Genomic DNA, 13,769 nt, shown 5'->3' with positions numbered 1-13,769 from the left:
AGGTTAAACTGTAAGTGAGTCATCTTTATTCCCTCTCTTCATTGTTTATCGTCGTTGAAAACAGTGTTGCCAAGAAGGAATAAAATGACTCTTTTTCTTTTTACACAATTATATGGACTTAATCAATTTCCACTATAAAAAAGGCCCGCCCTTCATCACATCAAAGTGATAAAGGACGGGCCACCGAATCCTGGCACCTGTGCCACAATCTATACAGTAAACGGCGGAACATACCGCCCGTCGATATCGGTAAAGCCGTATTCCTTCGCGAGGTCACCAGCCTTAAATACCTGCCCGCTTTTCTCCATCACGTCCGGGTCACCCGCGAGTGCGGTGATGGCCCGTCCGATATAGCGCGGCGATTCGGTCTGCTCCAGATCCGCGAAGTCCTTCCAATTATCTTCATCCGCCCCGAAATGCTTCAGGACCAGTTCAGTCCTCATGAACCCGGGGGAAACGGCAAGGACCGCAATCCCGTCATCCTTCAATTCTTCGGATACACCATACGCCATGCGGACAAGCGCATTTTTTGCCAGGTCATAATAAAACTGTCCCGTGTATCTGCCCTCATCCCAGAAGGTGGTGTGAAAGATGACCCCTCCCCGATTTTCGCGGAGCAGCGGGATCGCATAATGATTCGTTGCCAATTGGGCCCGCACACCCGCCGTGAACATCTTATCCCAAAGGGCAAGCGGCAGCTCCCAGAAAGCACCCGGTTCCACGCCGATATCATGTGCTCCCCATACATTATTGACGAGGATATCCAGCTTCCCCTGTTCGTCACGTATCTGCTTGATGACGGCTTCTGTTTCCGCATCAATCGTATGATCACACCGGACCGCCACAGCTTTCCCGCCTGCCGCTTCAATTTCAGAAACCGTATCATCAATCGTCCCGGGCCAATCATTGGTTGCGTCTCCTTTCGTGCTCCGGCCCGTGACATACATGATCGCCCCCGCTTTTCCAAGCTCGACCGCTATTCCACGACCCGCTCCCCGGCTGGCCCCGGTTACAAGTGCCACTTTTCCAGTCAATGATTTCATGTCCATCATTCCTTCCATGTTCAAGATACTCTCATTATACGATTGCATTCTTGACATCAAGTGTCATATTTAATTAAATAAAAGTAATCAATTTTAGAAAAGGTGAACGAAAATGAGAGGCGACAGACTGATTTCCATCCTTCTATTACTGCAGTCACACGGCCGAATGACCGCGGGCGAACTGGCAGAAGAGCTCGAAGTATCGGAAAGGACCATCTACAGGGACATGGATGCATTAAGCGGGACAGGCATCCCGGTCGTCGCGGAACGCGGTAAAAACGGCGGCTGGTCGCTGCTCGAAAACTACAGGACGGATCTGACAGGACTCAAGGAAGCGGAGATACAGGCCCTCTTTGTTTCCCCTTCCGCACATTTGCTCGAGGATCTCGGCCTGACCCGCACCTCCGCAGAAGCAAGAAACAAATTGATCGCTTCCCTTCCATCGACTTACCGCGAAAACGCCAGGGACGTCTGGAACCGGATCCACATCGACACCCGTTCGTGGCGCAGGCAGCAGGAAAAAACATCTTCTTTCGAAGTCCTGAAACGAGCGATATGGGAAGAAAACAAGTTGATGATCACCTATCAAACGGCAGACGGGAAGCAAGATGACCGTATAGTCTCCCCCCTCGGCCTCGTAGCCAAAGGGGATCTCTGGTACCTGATTGCACTCAAGGACAACGGAGAAATCCGTAACTACCGGGCTTCTCGGATCCAGCGCGCCGAACTGCTCGATGAAGCATTCACGAGGCCAGCTGACTTCGAGCTCGCCGAATACTGGAATTCTTCCACCAAAGCCTTCATCAAGAACCTGCCCAGCTATGAAGTGAAGGTGGAGGCTGCTGCAGCAATTGTTTCCAGGCTCACCTTCAGCGGCCGTTTTGCCCGGGTCCTTGAGGTTGGAGCAGAAAGCGGGAACGGCAGGGTCCCCGTTACCCTCTCGTTCGATACGGAAAATGAGGCCATCGGCTACCTGCTCGGATTCGGGGATCAGGTGAAAGTCGTCGAGCCCGTCGAATTGGGCAGCCGGATTTTGGAGATGGCTGAGCGGACAGCGGCTTCTTATCGTGAACAAGACAATTCTAACTAAAGCAGATAAGACCGCTGCACAGGCGGTTTTGCCGATGAGTCCGGCATCCCTGCCATTATGCTTCGTGGCCGCAGGTCTCAATCGATCCATCCTTTCCTTTTTGCAATCACCACAGCATCGATCCGGTTCTTTGCTTCCAGTTTTTGAATGATCTCGGATATATAATTCCTAATGGTCGGAGGAGAAAGAAATAATGACTGACTGATTTCTGAAACAGATTCTCCCTTTTCTAACTGACACAAAACATCCTTTTCCCTGATGGTGAGGGGATTAACTTCCTCAAACATCGTATGCGACAGCTGTGGACTGAAGACTTTACTGCCTTTCAAGATGGAGCGCAAGTTTTCCGCCAGCTTCGCTACTGGTGCGTCCTTTAATAAATATCCCCTCACCCCCGCCTGGAGGGCTCTCTGCAAATAACCGCTCCTTGCAAAAGTTGTCACGATCACAATCCGGCAAGGGTTACCTTCATGCTGAAGGGTTTTTGCCACATCAAGGCCATTCAGCACCGGCATTTCGATATCAAGGATTGCGATGTCCGGAAGACAGTTCCTGATCAGCCTCAGCGCCTCGCTCCCGGTGGATGCTTCCCCGATCACTTCTATGTCTTCTTCCATGGACAGTAAACTTCCCATCGCACCCCTCAGCATCCCTTGATCTTCTGCAATGATTACCTTCATCCCGTCACCTCCTTCACTGGAACATCCACCATCGGTATATTGATTGTCACTTTTACCCCGCCTTCGGATACTGATTCGATATCCAATCTTCCTTCAATCATAGCAAGCCGCTCCTTCATGCCGAATAAACCGCTCCCTTTCTGCACATTCATCTCTTCCAGACCCCGCCCGTTGTCTTCCACCTCCAGGATATATGACCCGGTGCTGTTATGCAGAATGATTCTGCATCGGTCCGCTTGACTGTGCTTTAAGACGTTTGTGACGCACTCTCTGAGGCACAGTCCGAGTATCTTCCCGATAACTGGCGGAATGTCATCAGCCCGTTCCTCCACCTGAACGTCCAAGCCGGCTGATTCGAGCATCGTTGAAGCTTGAATCACCTCATCAGACAGGCATACCGTCTGCATATCGCTGACCAGCTTGCGCGTCTGTACCAATGTGTTGCGTATGATCTCCTGAAGTTCCCTTGCCTCATCGACTGCTTTATCCGGTTTAACCGGAATCAGCCTTTCAATCAATTCCCCTTTTAAAGTCAAAAGGGATAAGGTATGTCCCAGCGTATCATGCAGATCCCTTGAGATCCGCCCCCTCTCTTCAAGTTTCACCAATCTGATAATTTCCTCATTTGCACCCTGTAGCTCACCCTTCATTTCATAGTACAACTGTTGCGACCGCAGAAAATAAGGAACTCCTAACAGGAAAATGAGAACGGTAATCCAAGCCCAATTCTCCTCTCCGATATCAGCCGCACCATAAAAAGAAGCAGTCAGCGTATATACAATCATCAATAAAACATTAACTGCTGTAATCCGAAAAAAGGAGGATAAGTGACCAGCCATAATGGCTGGATAGATCCCATACCAGCAATTCCATGGAGAAAAGAACACCATCAGCAGGCATACACACCCATGCTGCAGGATGATCAGCAATCCACGGTATGATGCCAGCTTCATGCCCCTCCAAAAAGCCGCGGCAAGAATAAGGAACAGGACATACCCGTACCACTCCTCCCCAAAGGGAAGAAACACCATACTTATTGCAGGAATGACCAGCAGTGTCATCCAATTGAATTTGCTTGGAGTTTTCACTCTTCCTCCCCCTCTTATAAAAAGCTGCATACCTATTGATTTTACAAGGTAAGCCGGAAGTCCTCTTTATTTTCGGGAATAAATCGATTTACGCATCCATACCGGTATCCATGCAATGGAGAGTGCAGCTACGAGAGCATGAATCGTATTTGCCACCCCTGCAATGCCTGGCTCTGCCGGAAAAGCCCAGTCAAACAGCGAGAGCAGCACCCCTGTAAAGACGGTGATCAGTCCGAAGTAAAGCCTGGGCCTTTTCGTTTTGCCCTTTAATTTTAAATAAATGTATGCACCGATGATGTTGACGGTGACACACGCAAATACAATCGACAATGGCGTCATTTTTACAAAACTAACCCCCTGCCAATAACAAAGCACCCAATACAATAGTACCGCCGCTGCACCCGAAACCAGACCGACAGCTGAACCAACCTTCCATACACTTTTCATGCTTGCACCAACTTTCTCTTTACTTCGATTCGCTACCATCCTACCATCCGGGGTAATGGGCAAATAGTGATGAATATCATTTAAAACGCCGAAAGAAAAATTCTATATTTTACCATATAAGGATGATACAATTAAAATAGAAGCATTAGCCTAAATTTGCTTGTACACCTGCTTTGCCCAAAGTGGTTTATAAAAAAGGAGGTTTTTACATTGGTTTGGTTATTCGTTCTGATTCCTTTATCCTTCATGGCCGGGGTCATTATCGTCGGAAGCATCAAAGAGAGATATTTTTCACAAGGTTATCTTACCGGTGACTGCTACGACACTCATAAACCTGAAGGATATAACGCATTTTGCCATGCACAACGCAACCATTTGAGAGGATGGACAGGCGGCCATTAAAACCTGGAAGAAAAGTTAGCTCCGATTAAAATCATTCAATGAGCAGGAATGAAAAGGCATCGCTGTCTGTCATGTCTTTTTTCGTTTTCGTGGAGAAGACAATCTGCAATCTTGTAAAGGAATACATCCTGTATTCGCCGTATTACTAATCTATACTTCTCTATAAAAGGAGCGATACCATGACCTACGAAGAAATCATGCAAAAGCTCGAAGAACTCGGATCTGATCAGACAAAACGGATCTTTATGAACCACGGAGCGAAAGAACCGTTTTTCGGTGTGAAGGTCGGAGATTTGAAAAAGCTGGTCAAATACGTGAAAAAGGACCATGAACTTCCCCTCAAACTTTATGATTCCGGCAATCACGATGCCATGTATCTGGCCGGTCTCTCCGTCAACCCGAAGCTTATCTCAAAAGAAACGCTTGAAGACTGGGCGGAAAAAGCCAACTGGTATATGCTTGCGGAATACACGGTTGCCGGCGTTGCCGCGGAAAGTGATTATGCGAGGGAGCTTGCGAAGAAATGGATGGATTCGGATGAAGAGATGATGGCCGTTTGCGGCTGGAGCACCTATTCAAATTATCTGTCGATCACACCGGATGAGGAGCTTGATTTGAACGAAATCAGGGTGCTCCTGAACCGGGCGAAGAACTCTGTCCACAATGAGCGGAACCGCGTACGCTATGTGATGAACGGCTTTGTCATTTCAGTCGGAAGCTATGTCCCGGCCCTTCATGAGGAAGCGATGGGTGTTGCCGAGTCGATCGGGAAGGTCCATGTGGATGTCGGAAATACCGCATGCAAGGTTCCTCTTGCTAAAACATACATTAATAAGATTGTGGACAAAGATCGTGTTGGAGTGAAGCGTAAGACGTGTATTTGCTGACCTTCCAAGTAAAAAACACCTCCGAATACCTGAATCGGAGGTGTTTTTTTATATTAATACGTTAAATGTCTTTTGAAAAATGGCTAATTGATGCGGATTCTGCCCCATAATCGGATAATTGCACCCTTTATTTAATTATTAGGCCTCTCCCCATCCTCATTGCGCCCTTCAATCAGTTAATTGTGCCCTTCATCTGAATAATTCTACCCTTCATGTCGAAATTTTCTCCATCTAACATGACATACCAAACCGCTACCTATCCAATCCAAGCTAACGCTTCAACCCATTAATCCTCTTCGTCAACTCCAAAAACCGCGCATCAAGTTCCGCATACTGTGCATCACCCGGTACCATGAAACTGAGGCGTCCAAGCACTTCCTGCCTCTCCGTCTCAAGCTTCAGACGCAATTCCTCATCATCATCTCGCACAGCAGCAGGCTCACTCAACTGCTTACGCACCCTTCCATCTTCGATCACAATTCTCACATCGGTCGTCTTCTCCACAAAATAGCGGTCATGCGATACGACGATCAGCGTGCCGTCATACTGAGCCAGCGTCTCCTCCAGCTGTTCCCGGGAAGGCAGATCAAGGTGGTTCGTCGGCTCATCCAGGATCAATACATCCTTTTCTTCTAAAATATACTTCATCAGCTTGCACTTAACCCGCTCGCCCATGCTCATATCCCGGATCGGTTCATGCCACTGAGCCGCCGTAAATCCGAGGTGTTTCATTAGCGTCTGCACCCGGCCCCTTTCCTCGAATGACTCCTTGTAGAAAAGCTGTGCCGGGGTTTCATCAAGCGGCAGGTCGAACACTTCCTGCGTCAGATAGCCGATCCCGGCAGAAGGTGACACCCAAACATCGCCAAGAGATTCTTCCAGACCCATAATGATCTTCAGCAAGGTCGTCTTACCGCTCCCGTTCGGTCCGGTGATCGACACCTTCTCGCCATGCTGGATCGTGAGATTGGCTCCGCTGAACAGAGGCTTTCCATCAAAGGACTTCGACAGGTCTTTCACTTCGAGGAACCTCTTGCCCTTTTTGTGCTGGGATTTGATTGAAAACCTCACCACATGGTCTTCTTCCACCTGTTCGACTTTCGCTTTCTCAAGCTCCCTCTCCAGCCGTTTCTGCTTCGATTTCACCTGGCTGTCCATCCGCTTCGCCTTCACGCGGTAATATTCCTTGTATCCTTCCTGCTTCGTAGACTGGGCATGCGCCTTTTCCGACCATGAAGTGAGCTCCCTCATCTGGCCTTCGATCCGCTTTACCATCTTCTGCTGCTTCTCATATTCACGCTGCTGCGTCAGCCTCTTCTGCTCACGGGCTTCCATATAACTCGAATAATTGCCCTTATGTTCGATCAGCCCTCCATGCTCAAGCGACCAGATCTTTTTCACCGCTTCGTCCAGAAAGTGGCGGTCATGCGACACCAGGATGATGGTCCCTCTGTACTCTTCGATGTGTTTTTTCAAAAGAGACAAACTGTCTGCATCCAGATGATTCGTCGGCTCATCAAGCAGCAGAAGATCTGCGTTTCCCGCAAACCCTTTCGCAAGTCTTGCCTTCAGCTTCTCCCCGCCGCTAAGATGCGTGTAATCATGCCCAGGCACCTGCCATTTTTCCAGAAGTTTGACTTCTTCTGCCGAACCGCCATCTGAAAAATAGTCCTCCGATTCCTGAACGACCATCTCCATATTCAAGCCTTCCTCGAGCCACATTATCCGTCCCTCCGACGGTCGAATATCACCGTGGATCAAATTGAGGAGGGTCGACTTCCCTGCCCCATTCCGGCCGATGATCCCGATTACGTCTCCTTCCCGCACAATTCCGTTCAATCCCTCAAATAATTTCTCATCCGCAATCTCATATCCCACATTCACTAATTTCAGCAATTCTTTCATAAAATCTTCCCCTTTCCGAAAAAGGAGGACACTAAAAAAAGCCTCCCAGTTGATCTGGAAGGATTAGCCGTACCTGTTAAGTGCACAAACAAAGCTATCGCTATGATAGCTCCTGCAGCATTTTTAAAAATGGGCAGACTAATCCTATTTTAGTTCCGAGTTGAAATCAATTTATTTCAATTCATCGCGAAAATAAGATTAGTTCTTCATCGTCCACCCATCACTCCTGTCATTTATTAGTAATTATACTATACCATGCCTGCATACGGCCTTGCAAAAGAAAAATAAGACTTCACTTAAAAAGGACAGCCCATAAAGAACCGTCCAATATTTATAAAAGGCTGTTTTCTAAAAGGTTGTTGCTTTTCGAATATAGGCTAATAACCTGAATGTAGCTTGAGGACGTGCTCTTTTCAAACTCAAGCTTCAACAATAGACGGGCGGACAACCCAAAAATACCCAAGTTCCGGTATTTTCTCTTGTCTGCATAGCAACAAAGTATACGAAAAGAGCCTTATAAAAACATTCATGCCAAAACAGCTTAGCAGCCAAGAAAACGCAGGAACAAACCTCCTCTTACGGTGACAATCTGCCGCCCGCAGGCATCGGTGATCACTTGCGGAGCAAAAGCAAACGCTCCAATCGTATCAAAACACGATTCCTGACAATTTTCCGTCTGACAGATTGTTTGGATCACTTGGTTGACTGGTACCGCGACATCGCTTGCCAGCGTACATGTCCGCTGTCCGAGCCGCAATCCCGCTTTTATCGGAATCAAATCTCCCGCATTTATATGGAACCTCGCTGTTCCAATCAGACGAACGGCATCGATGGTAACCGGACACGTCAAGGTGCCTCCGCAAGGATTCTCCACAGTCCCTTCTGCTTCCTGTTCTTCCAGCGCACATACGAGTTCGCTCAGATCAGAGCACGCACTGAAGTTATCAAACGTGGTGAACCTGAAGGTAAATCCATCCGGAACGATGGCGGTGGCACAGTATTCGATTGTGCGGCTGCAGCTTTCCTCTTCCGGGATATCCAGCTTATCTACCATCTTGCCTTCTGCATCAAAATAAACAACATTGTTCAGAATCTTTCATCCCTCCCTTCTATTACTATCATTTATATGCACGTCTGCTAGAATTGAAAGGGACAGGCATCTGTTTTACAGCGCTGAACCTTGTTTTCAACCTTATAAACCGGCAATTGCTCACTAGTTATAAATTTGTTTAAAAAAATTGCAATTCAGAGAAGATTTAAGCACAAGATAAGTGGTAAGATATACTCTGGAGAATTATTTTCAGAAAGTTTACCATCAAAGTACGGGTTGACTGCAGCGGCAGACTGTACAACCAGTGTCACGCCACTTGCACCACGATCCCGCACGGTATATTCATGTGAAAAGGAGAGTTATTATTGGAGTCGATTTGGTTAGAATACGGATGGACATTATTGATTCTTATCGGTCTTGAAGGGCTGCTGTCAGCGGATAACGCGCTTGTCCTTGCCGTCATTGCGAAACACCTTCCTGAGGATCAGAAGAAGAAAGCCATCAGCTACGGAATCTTTTTGGCATTTGCTTTCCGTTTTGGTGCGCTGTTTGCGATTTCATTCATCGCAAACGTCTGGCAGATCCAGGCGATCGGTGCTGCTTACCTTCTTTATCTGGGACTGAAGCACGTCATCAAGGCAAAATTCGGTAAGAAAAATGAAAATATACGGGAAGATACAGAAGAAGAAGCGAAAGGGAAAGGCTTCTGGCCGACAGTCAGCAAGATCGCCCTCGCCGATCTTGCGTTTGCGATTGATTCGATCCTTGCTGCAGTGGCTCTTGCCCTCGGACTTCCTGATTCACCGCTTCCTGATTTCGGAGGCATGGACGGAGGGAAATTCCTGATCGTCGTCCTTGGCGGAATCGCCGGCTTGATCCTCATCAAGTACGCGGCAACATGGTTCGTGAAACTTCTTGAAACACGCCCTGCACTCGAGACAACCGCTTATGCGATCGTTGCCTGGGTCGGTGTGAAGCTTGCAGTCATCACGCTTGCACATGAAGATATTCATGTATTGGCGCATGACTTCCCTCACAGCACACTCTGGACCCTGATTTTCTACGGCGTCCTTGTGGCCATCGCACTATTAGGCTGGTTCGCACCAAGCAACAAGAACCTGGAAGATAAAGAACTGATGAAATAATAAAACGGCCTGTCCTCATATAGAGGACAGGCCATTTTCATGCTGCACCCTTACACCCCGGGGAACCATCCCGGCGTATTGATGATCGCGTTCCACAGCGGATCCGGTACAACCAGTTCCTTCTGCTTCTCTTTATCTATTTCCGTCACGATTTCATCTTCTCTTCCTTGTTCAATCTTTTTCACCCAGTCGGGATCGATGATAAGTTCACGGCCGAGCGCCAGAAGCGGCACACCGGTCCTGAATGCCTTCAATGCGTCTTCCGCTGAGTAAATTGAACCTACGCCGATAAGCGGTGTGCGGTCCCCGATTGTTTCAAGCAGATACTCCATACGCGGCTTTTCGGTATCCTCCACACCTCTTCTTGGTGTTGAGAAGAAATCGAAAAGGGATACATGGAGATAATCCAGATCTTTATCGGCAAGTGTATCGACCAATGCCAGCGTATCTCCCATCGAGAAACCTTCTTCTTCAGGTTCTTCTGGTGAAAATCGGTAGCCCACCAGGAAAGATGGGTCGGCATGCTTTTCTACCACACTCTTCACTTTCTCAACGATCGCAAGCGGGAATGCCATGCGTTTTTCAAGGCTGCCTCCGAAACGGTCTTCACGCTTGTTTGTCATTGGTGAGAAAAATTGATGGATGAGGTATCCGTTCGCACCGTGGATTTCAACGCCGTCATAGCCGGCTTCAATCGCGCGGCGTGTCGTCTCGCCGAACGCTTCGATGATTTCCTCCACTTCCGCTTCGGACAATGCGCGAGCTTTTTCCTTACCGTTTTCATCCTTCACTTCACTCGCACTCACAACATCGCCGGCCACAAGATCCGGCGGACATTGTACGCCTCCGTGAAAAATCTGCAGGACCGCTTTCGCCCCCTGCTCCTTGATTCCTTTTGCCAGTCTTTCAAGACTCGGGATCATCTCATCTGAATCGCCGCCGAACTCACCAGGGAAGCCTTTCCCGTTGGCAGTCACATTTGTACAGGCGGTGATGACCATGCTGACATCCTTCGAGCGGCGCGCATAGTATTCCACCTCAGCATCCGTCACGTTCCCGTCTTCGTCTGATGAAAAATTAGTCATCGGCGCCATGATGACGCGGTTTTTCAACTCGACTCCGTTTTTAAATGTATATGGAGATAACAGTTCTTTGAATTGTTCGTTCATGATTTTGCCTCCTTCATGTTGTTCATGGCTATCATAGTAGATGAGAATATTTTTGACCAACTATCTGCTTATCCGATGTGCCGGCTTGTGCATGCTTTAATTTGTTTTTCATGAAAAAGAATTATGCATTTGGTAATAGAGCTCATGTACAATAAAAGAAGATGACAGAAAGAAGTTGGGCAAATTGATAAAAGGTTTCGGAGGGGTATTTTGGAGAACGAAGAATTTAGATGTTGTGAAAAAGTGGTACAGTGATGTATTGAAGATTAATATTGAGGATAACTGGAATGGGACCGTCATTAAGCCAGATCCTGAAAACGCAACGATCTTTTCCTTCTTCACCGGGGATGATGGTTATTTTCCAACCGACCAACAAGTGATGCTGAATTTCCAAGTACATAATATGGATGATATGATGCAGCAGCTCGGGGTACCGCTTGTGAAGGAAAAAGAGGAGAGTGAATTTGGAAAGTTTATTTGGATTGAGGATCCGGACGGCAGGCTGGTCGAGCTTTGGGAGAAATAGAGATTTTTATACTATGCAAAAAACTCGCCAATCCTATGGCGAGTTTTTATATTTAAAATTAAAACAAGATCGCATCCAAAGCATATTGACCCGGTCCGATCAAGGCAACCCCGATCGCCACTGCAATCAGCGTCAAGTTATACTCATAACCGTTGGACGTCACCCATACCCCATTTTGCCAGTGCACCTTGATGATTGCCATCAGCATTGTCGCTGCAATTAAGATTCCTGCAAGCGGCGTCAACAGACCGAGCGCAAATAATAATCCTCCGAAAAGCTCAGATAGACCTGCCAAAAGCGCCAAGGTCACACCAGGCTTCATCCCGATTGACTCAAACCAGCCGCCTGTCCCCTTCAGTCCATGACCCCCGAACCATCCAAACAACTTCTGCGCTCCGTGCCCAATGAACAACACACCAATAACCAAACGAATAATCAATAACCCTAAACTTAACATATTACATTCCTCCTAATATTTTATCTTGAATTCGAGATATTTACCCAAAAAAATTTATAACTGCATGAAAACGTATATGAACAGATCCAGCCCTCTGTCTGCTTTGTCTTCTCCTGGACAAACTATCTTGAAATTAAATATCTTGAATATGAGATAATTTTATATCATTCCTTCTCAAGTGTCAATGGGTGTTTCACTATTTTTTATAAAATAAAGACCCCTCGCCATGGCAAGGGGTCCACCGGAATTAGAATCCAAGTGCCTGCAACATATATCCGCCTGCCACTCCGATGATGACAATCATCCAGGCAGGGACTTTCCAAACATTCAGCAGTGCGAATAATACCGCACCCAGAGCAAAATCTGATCCATCAAGAATCGAGCTCTTGATCACAGGATCGTAAAATGCAGCCAGGAGGATTCCGACCACGCTCGCATTCACCCCCATCAGGATTCCCTGGAAGGCGGCGCGCTTGCGCAGTTCGCTCAAGAAAGGAAGTGCTGCCACTATGAGCAGGAATGAAGGCAGAAAGATCGCAGCTGTTGCGACCGCAGCCCCCGCAATTCCTTCGATCATCGTTCCGAGATAACTTGAAAAGGTGAACAATGGACCCGGCACGGCCTGCGCCATTCCGTATCCTGCCAGGAATTCATCAGCCGACAGCAGACCTTGCGGAACGAGTTCCCTTTCGATCATCGGCAGGACCACATGTCCGCCGCCGAACACGAGCGACCCGACCCTGAAGAAGATATCAAAGATGTGGAGCAGGGTGCTGTTGAAGGTGTTATTCAAAATCGGAAGAAAGATTAATAATCCGATTAATACAGATAACGAGACCAATCCGGTTTTTTTTGAAATACTGACGTGGAACGGTTCGATCTTCGATTCAGCTTTATCCTTGAACAGTTTCCATCCCAGCAGGCCGGCAGCCACAATGATCAAAATCTGGATCCAAGCTGATGGAGCCACCAGCATGATTACCGCTGCCCCCAGCGCAATCGCGATCCTGCTTTTGTCCGGAGTCAGCTTTTTCCCCAATCCGATCAACGCATGAAGAACAACGGCAGCAGCGACCACCTTCAAACTGTGGATAAACCCTGCATCCCCGAGAGTAAAGGTTTGATAGAGCAGTGCAAAAATCACGAGGACTATGACGGAGGGCAGTGTAAATCCAAGGAATGAAATGATTCCTCCCAGTATCCCCCCGCGCAGCATGCCGATCGAAATCCCCACCTGGCTGCTCGCCGGTCCCGGCAGGAACTGGCATAATGCAATCAGATCTGCATACGTCTTATCCGTCAGCCATTTCCTTCTGTCCACATACTCATCTTTAAAATAAGCAAGATGCGCCACAGGTCCTCCGAACGATGTCAGTCCAAGCTTGGTGGACGTGAATAATATTTCGAGCAATATCGATAATCTGCTTCTGTCTTTAAGTTGTTGATTCAATTTCAAACACCTTCCTTCTACTTGATTTCTTTAAAGAGCTCATAAGCTTTCGCCCTGGCTTCCTGCAGGACGATATCCCCTTTATCGGTAGTGCGGTAATATTTCCGGATCTTCCCGTCCACATTCACATCTTCCCTGGAGAGAAGCCCGTCCTTTTCCATGCCGTGAAGAATCGGATAGAGCGTCCCGGCGCTGATATCATATCCGTGCTCATGAAGCTCCTCCACCATCCAGGACCCGTAGACCGGCTCCTCTTTCGCATGATGAAGGATGTGAATATGGATGAAGCCCAGGAACAATTTCCGAAGCACTTTATTTTCCATAAAAAAAAACCTCCCCGAATTCGTTATCTAAATTCGATATCGAATTTAGATTATGATTTTATACCATCTCCAAATTCGATTCAACTTATTCTTCATATCTTTACAA

General features: G+C 47.6%; 15 protein-coding genes. 5 read left to right on the top strand and 10 right to left on the bottom strand.

What is annotated here, in order from left to right; translation table 11 throughout:
- Positions 1-209: 209 nt before the first annotated feature.
- Positions 210-1,043, bottom strand: a complete 834-nt coding sequence (locus BHE18_RS16700; protein ID WP_071619670.1) for an SDR family NAD(P)-dependent oxidoreductase — start codon at positions 1,041-1,043, stop codon at positions 210-212.
- 112 nt (positions 1,044-1,155) lie between these two features.
- Between BHE18_RS16700 and BHE18_RS16695 the strand changes: the two genes are divergently transcribed.
- On the top strand, positions 1,156-2,133 hold the full coding sequence (locus BHE18_RS16695) for a helix-turn-helix transcriptional regulator (protein ID WP_071619639.1): 978 nt from the start codon (positions 1,156-1,158) through the stop codon (positions 2,131-2,133).
- 77 nt (positions 2,134-2,210) lie between these two features.
- Here BHE18_RS16695 and BHE18_RS16690 read toward each other — a convergent pair whose 3' ends face one another.
- From BHE18_RS16690 to BHE18_RS16680, 3 genes are all read right to left on the bottom strand, one after another.
- A complete protein-coding gene (locus BHE18_RS16690; RefSeq protein ID WP_071619638.1) occupies positions 2,211-2,813 on the bottom strand; it encodes a response regulator transcription factor in 603 nt (200 codons plus the stop codon).
- Positions 2,810-3,901 (bottom strand): sensor histidine kinase, encoded by a 1,092-nt coding sequence (locus BHE18_RS16685; RefSeq protein ID WP_071619637.1) that lies wholly within the window; start codon positions 3,899-3,901, stop codon positions 2,810-2,812. The genes BHE18_RS16690 and BHE18_RS16685 overlap by 4 nt, the downstream gene beginning before the upstream one ends.
- Positions 3,902-3,967: 66 nt before the next feature.
- The gene (locus BHE18_RS16680) at positions 3,968-4,387 is read right to left on the bottom strand and encodes a hypothetical protein (protein ID WP_141771906.1); all 420 of its coding nucleotides are present in this window, start codon (positions 4,385-4,387) and stop codon (positions 3,968-3,970) included.
- A gap of 171 nt (positions 4,388-4,558) precedes the next feature.
- Here BHE18_RS16680 and BHE18_RS16675 point away from each other — a divergent pair, with 171 nt between their 5' ends.
- Positions 4,559-4,750, top strand: coding sequence for a hypothetical protein (locus BHE18_RS16675; RefSeq protein WP_071619635.1), 192 nt, complete (start codon positions 4,559-4,561; stop codon positions 4,748-4,750).
- Positions 4,751-4,929: 179 nt separating this feature from the next.
- A complete protein-coding gene (locus tag BHE18_RS16670) occupies positions 4,930-5,637 on the top strand; it encodes a DNA alkylation repair protein (RefSeq protein WP_071619634.1) in 708 nt (235 codons plus the stop codon).
- A 270-nt stretch (positions 5,638-5,907) separates the two neighbouring features.
- Here the strand turns inward: BHE18_RS16670 and abc-f are convergent, their stop codons facing one another.
- Positions 5,908-7,542 (bottom strand): ribosomal protection-like ABC-F family protein, encoded by a 1,635-nt coding sequence (abc-f, locus tag BHE18_RS16665; protein ID WP_071619633.1) that lies wholly within the window; start codon positions 7,540-7,542, stop codon positions 5,908-5,910.
- A 541-nt stretch (positions 7,543-8,083) separates the two neighbouring features.
- On the bottom strand, positions 8,084-8,596 hold the full coding sequence (locus BHE18_RS16660; RefSeq protein ID WP_071619632.1) for a hypothetical protein: 513 nt from the start codon (positions 8,594-8,596) through the stop codon (positions 8,084-8,086).
- A 362-nt stretch (positions 8,597-8,958) separates the two neighbouring features.
- Between BHE18_RS16660 and BHE18_RS16655 the strand changes: the two genes are divergently transcribed.
- Positions 8,959-9,738, top strand: a complete 780-nt coding sequence (locus BHE18_RS16655) for a TerC family protein (RefSeq protein ID WP_071619631.1) — start codon at positions 8,959-8,961, stop codon at positions 9,736-9,738.
- A 50-nt stretch (positions 9,739-9,788) separates the two neighbouring features.
- Here BHE18_RS16655 and BHE18_RS16650 read toward each other — a convergent pair whose 3' ends face one another.
- Positions 9,789-10,907 carry an NADH-dependent flavin oxidoreductase gene (locus BHE18_RS16650; protein WP_071619630.1) on the bottom strand — a complete coding sequence of 373 codons (1,119 nt, stop codon included), beginning with the start codon at positions 10,905-10,907 and terminating at the stop codon, positions 9,789-9,791.
- Between the two features lie 184 nt (positions 10,908-11,091).
- Between BHE18_RS16650 and BHE18_RS16645 the strand changes: the two genes are divergently transcribed.
- Positions 11,092-11,433, top strand: coding sequence for a VOC family protein (locus tag BHE18_RS16645; protein ID WP_071619629.1), 342 nt, complete (start codon positions 11,092-11,094; stop codon positions 11,431-11,433).
- 58 nt (positions 11,434-11,491) lie between these two features.
- Here BHE18_RS16645 and BHE18_RS16640 read toward each other — a convergent pair whose 3' ends face one another.
- From BHE18_RS16640 to BHE18_RS16630, 3 genes are all read right to left on the bottom strand, one after another.
- Positions 11,492-11,890 carry a DoxX family protein gene (locus BHE18_RS16640; protein WP_071619628.1) on the bottom strand — a complete coding sequence of 133 codons (399 nt, stop codon included), beginning with the start codon at positions 11,888-11,890 and terminating at the stop codon, positions 11,492-11,494.
- A 247-nt stretch (positions 11,891-12,137) separates the two neighbouring features.
- Positions 12,138-13,340: a chromate efflux transporter gene (chrA, locus tag BHE18_RS16635; RefSeq protein WP_071619669.1), complete on the bottom strand. Its 1,203-nt coding sequence runs from the start codon at positions 13,338-13,340 to the stop codon at positions 12,138-12,140.
- A gap of 17 nt (positions 13,341-13,357) precedes the next feature.
- On the bottom strand, positions 13,358-13,663 hold the full coding sequence (locus tag BHE18_RS16630; RefSeq protein ID WP_071619627.1) for a PadR family transcriptional regulator: 306 nt from the start codon (positions 13,661-13,663) through the stop codon (positions 13,358-13,360).
- Positions 13,664-13,769 lie beyond the last annotated feature (106 nt).

The sequence above is a fragment of the Rossellomorea aquimaris genome, from assembly GCF_001877785.1.
Classification (GTDB): Bacteria; Bacillota; Bacilli; order Bacillales; family Bacillaceae_B; genus Rossellomorea; species Rossellomorea aquimaris_A.
The sequence above is the reverse complement of the archived record's forward strand: the minus strand, read 5'-3'. Positions and strand labels throughout refer to the sequence as shown.

What these genes read in the sequence shown, in the direction of transcription:
- BHE18_RS16700 (WP_071619670.1), bottom strand. Translation starts at nt 1,043, where the DNA reads ATGAAATCATTGACTGGAAAAGTGGCACTTGTAACCGGGGCCAGCCGG.
- BHE18_RS16695 (WP_071619639.1), top strand. Translation starts at nt 1,156, where the DNA reads ATGAGAGGCGACAGACTGATTTCCATCCTTCTATTACTGCAGTCACAC.
- BHE18_RS16690 (WP_071619638.1), bottom strand. Translation starts at nt 2,813, where the DNA reads ATGAAGGTAATCATTGCAGAAGATCAAGGGATGCTGAGGGGTGCGATG.
- BHE18_RS16680 (WP_141771906.1), bottom strand. Translation starts at nt 4,387, where the DNA reads ATGGTAGCGAATCGAAGTAAAGAGAAAGTTGGTGCAAGCATGAAAAGT.
- BHE18_RS16670 (WP_071619634.1), top strand. Translation starts at nt 4,930, where the DNA reads ATGACCTACGAAGAAATCATGCAAAAGCTCGAAGAACTCGGATCTGAT.
- abc-f (WP_071619633.1), bottom strand. Translation starts at nt 7,542, where the DNA reads ATGAAAGAATTGCTGAAATTAGTGAATGTGGGATATGAGATTGCGGAT.
- BHE18_RS16660 (WP_071619632.1), bottom strand. Translation starts at nt 8,596, where the DNA reads ATGGTAGATAAGCTGGATATCCCGGAAGAGGAAAGCTGCAGCCGCACA.
- BHE18_RS16650 (WP_071619630.1), bottom strand. Translation starts at nt 10,907, where the DNA reads ATGAACGAACAATTCAAAGAACTGTTATCTCCATATACATTTAAAAAC.
- BHE18_RS16640 (WP_071619628.1), bottom strand. Translation starts at nt 11,890, where the DNA reads ATGTTAAGTTTAGGGTTATTGATTATTCGTTTGGTTATTGGTGTGTTG.
- BHE18_RS16630 (WP_071619627.1), bottom strand. Translation starts at nt 13,663, where the DNA reads ATGGAAAATAAAGTGCTTCGGAAATTGTTCCTGGGCTTCATCCATATT.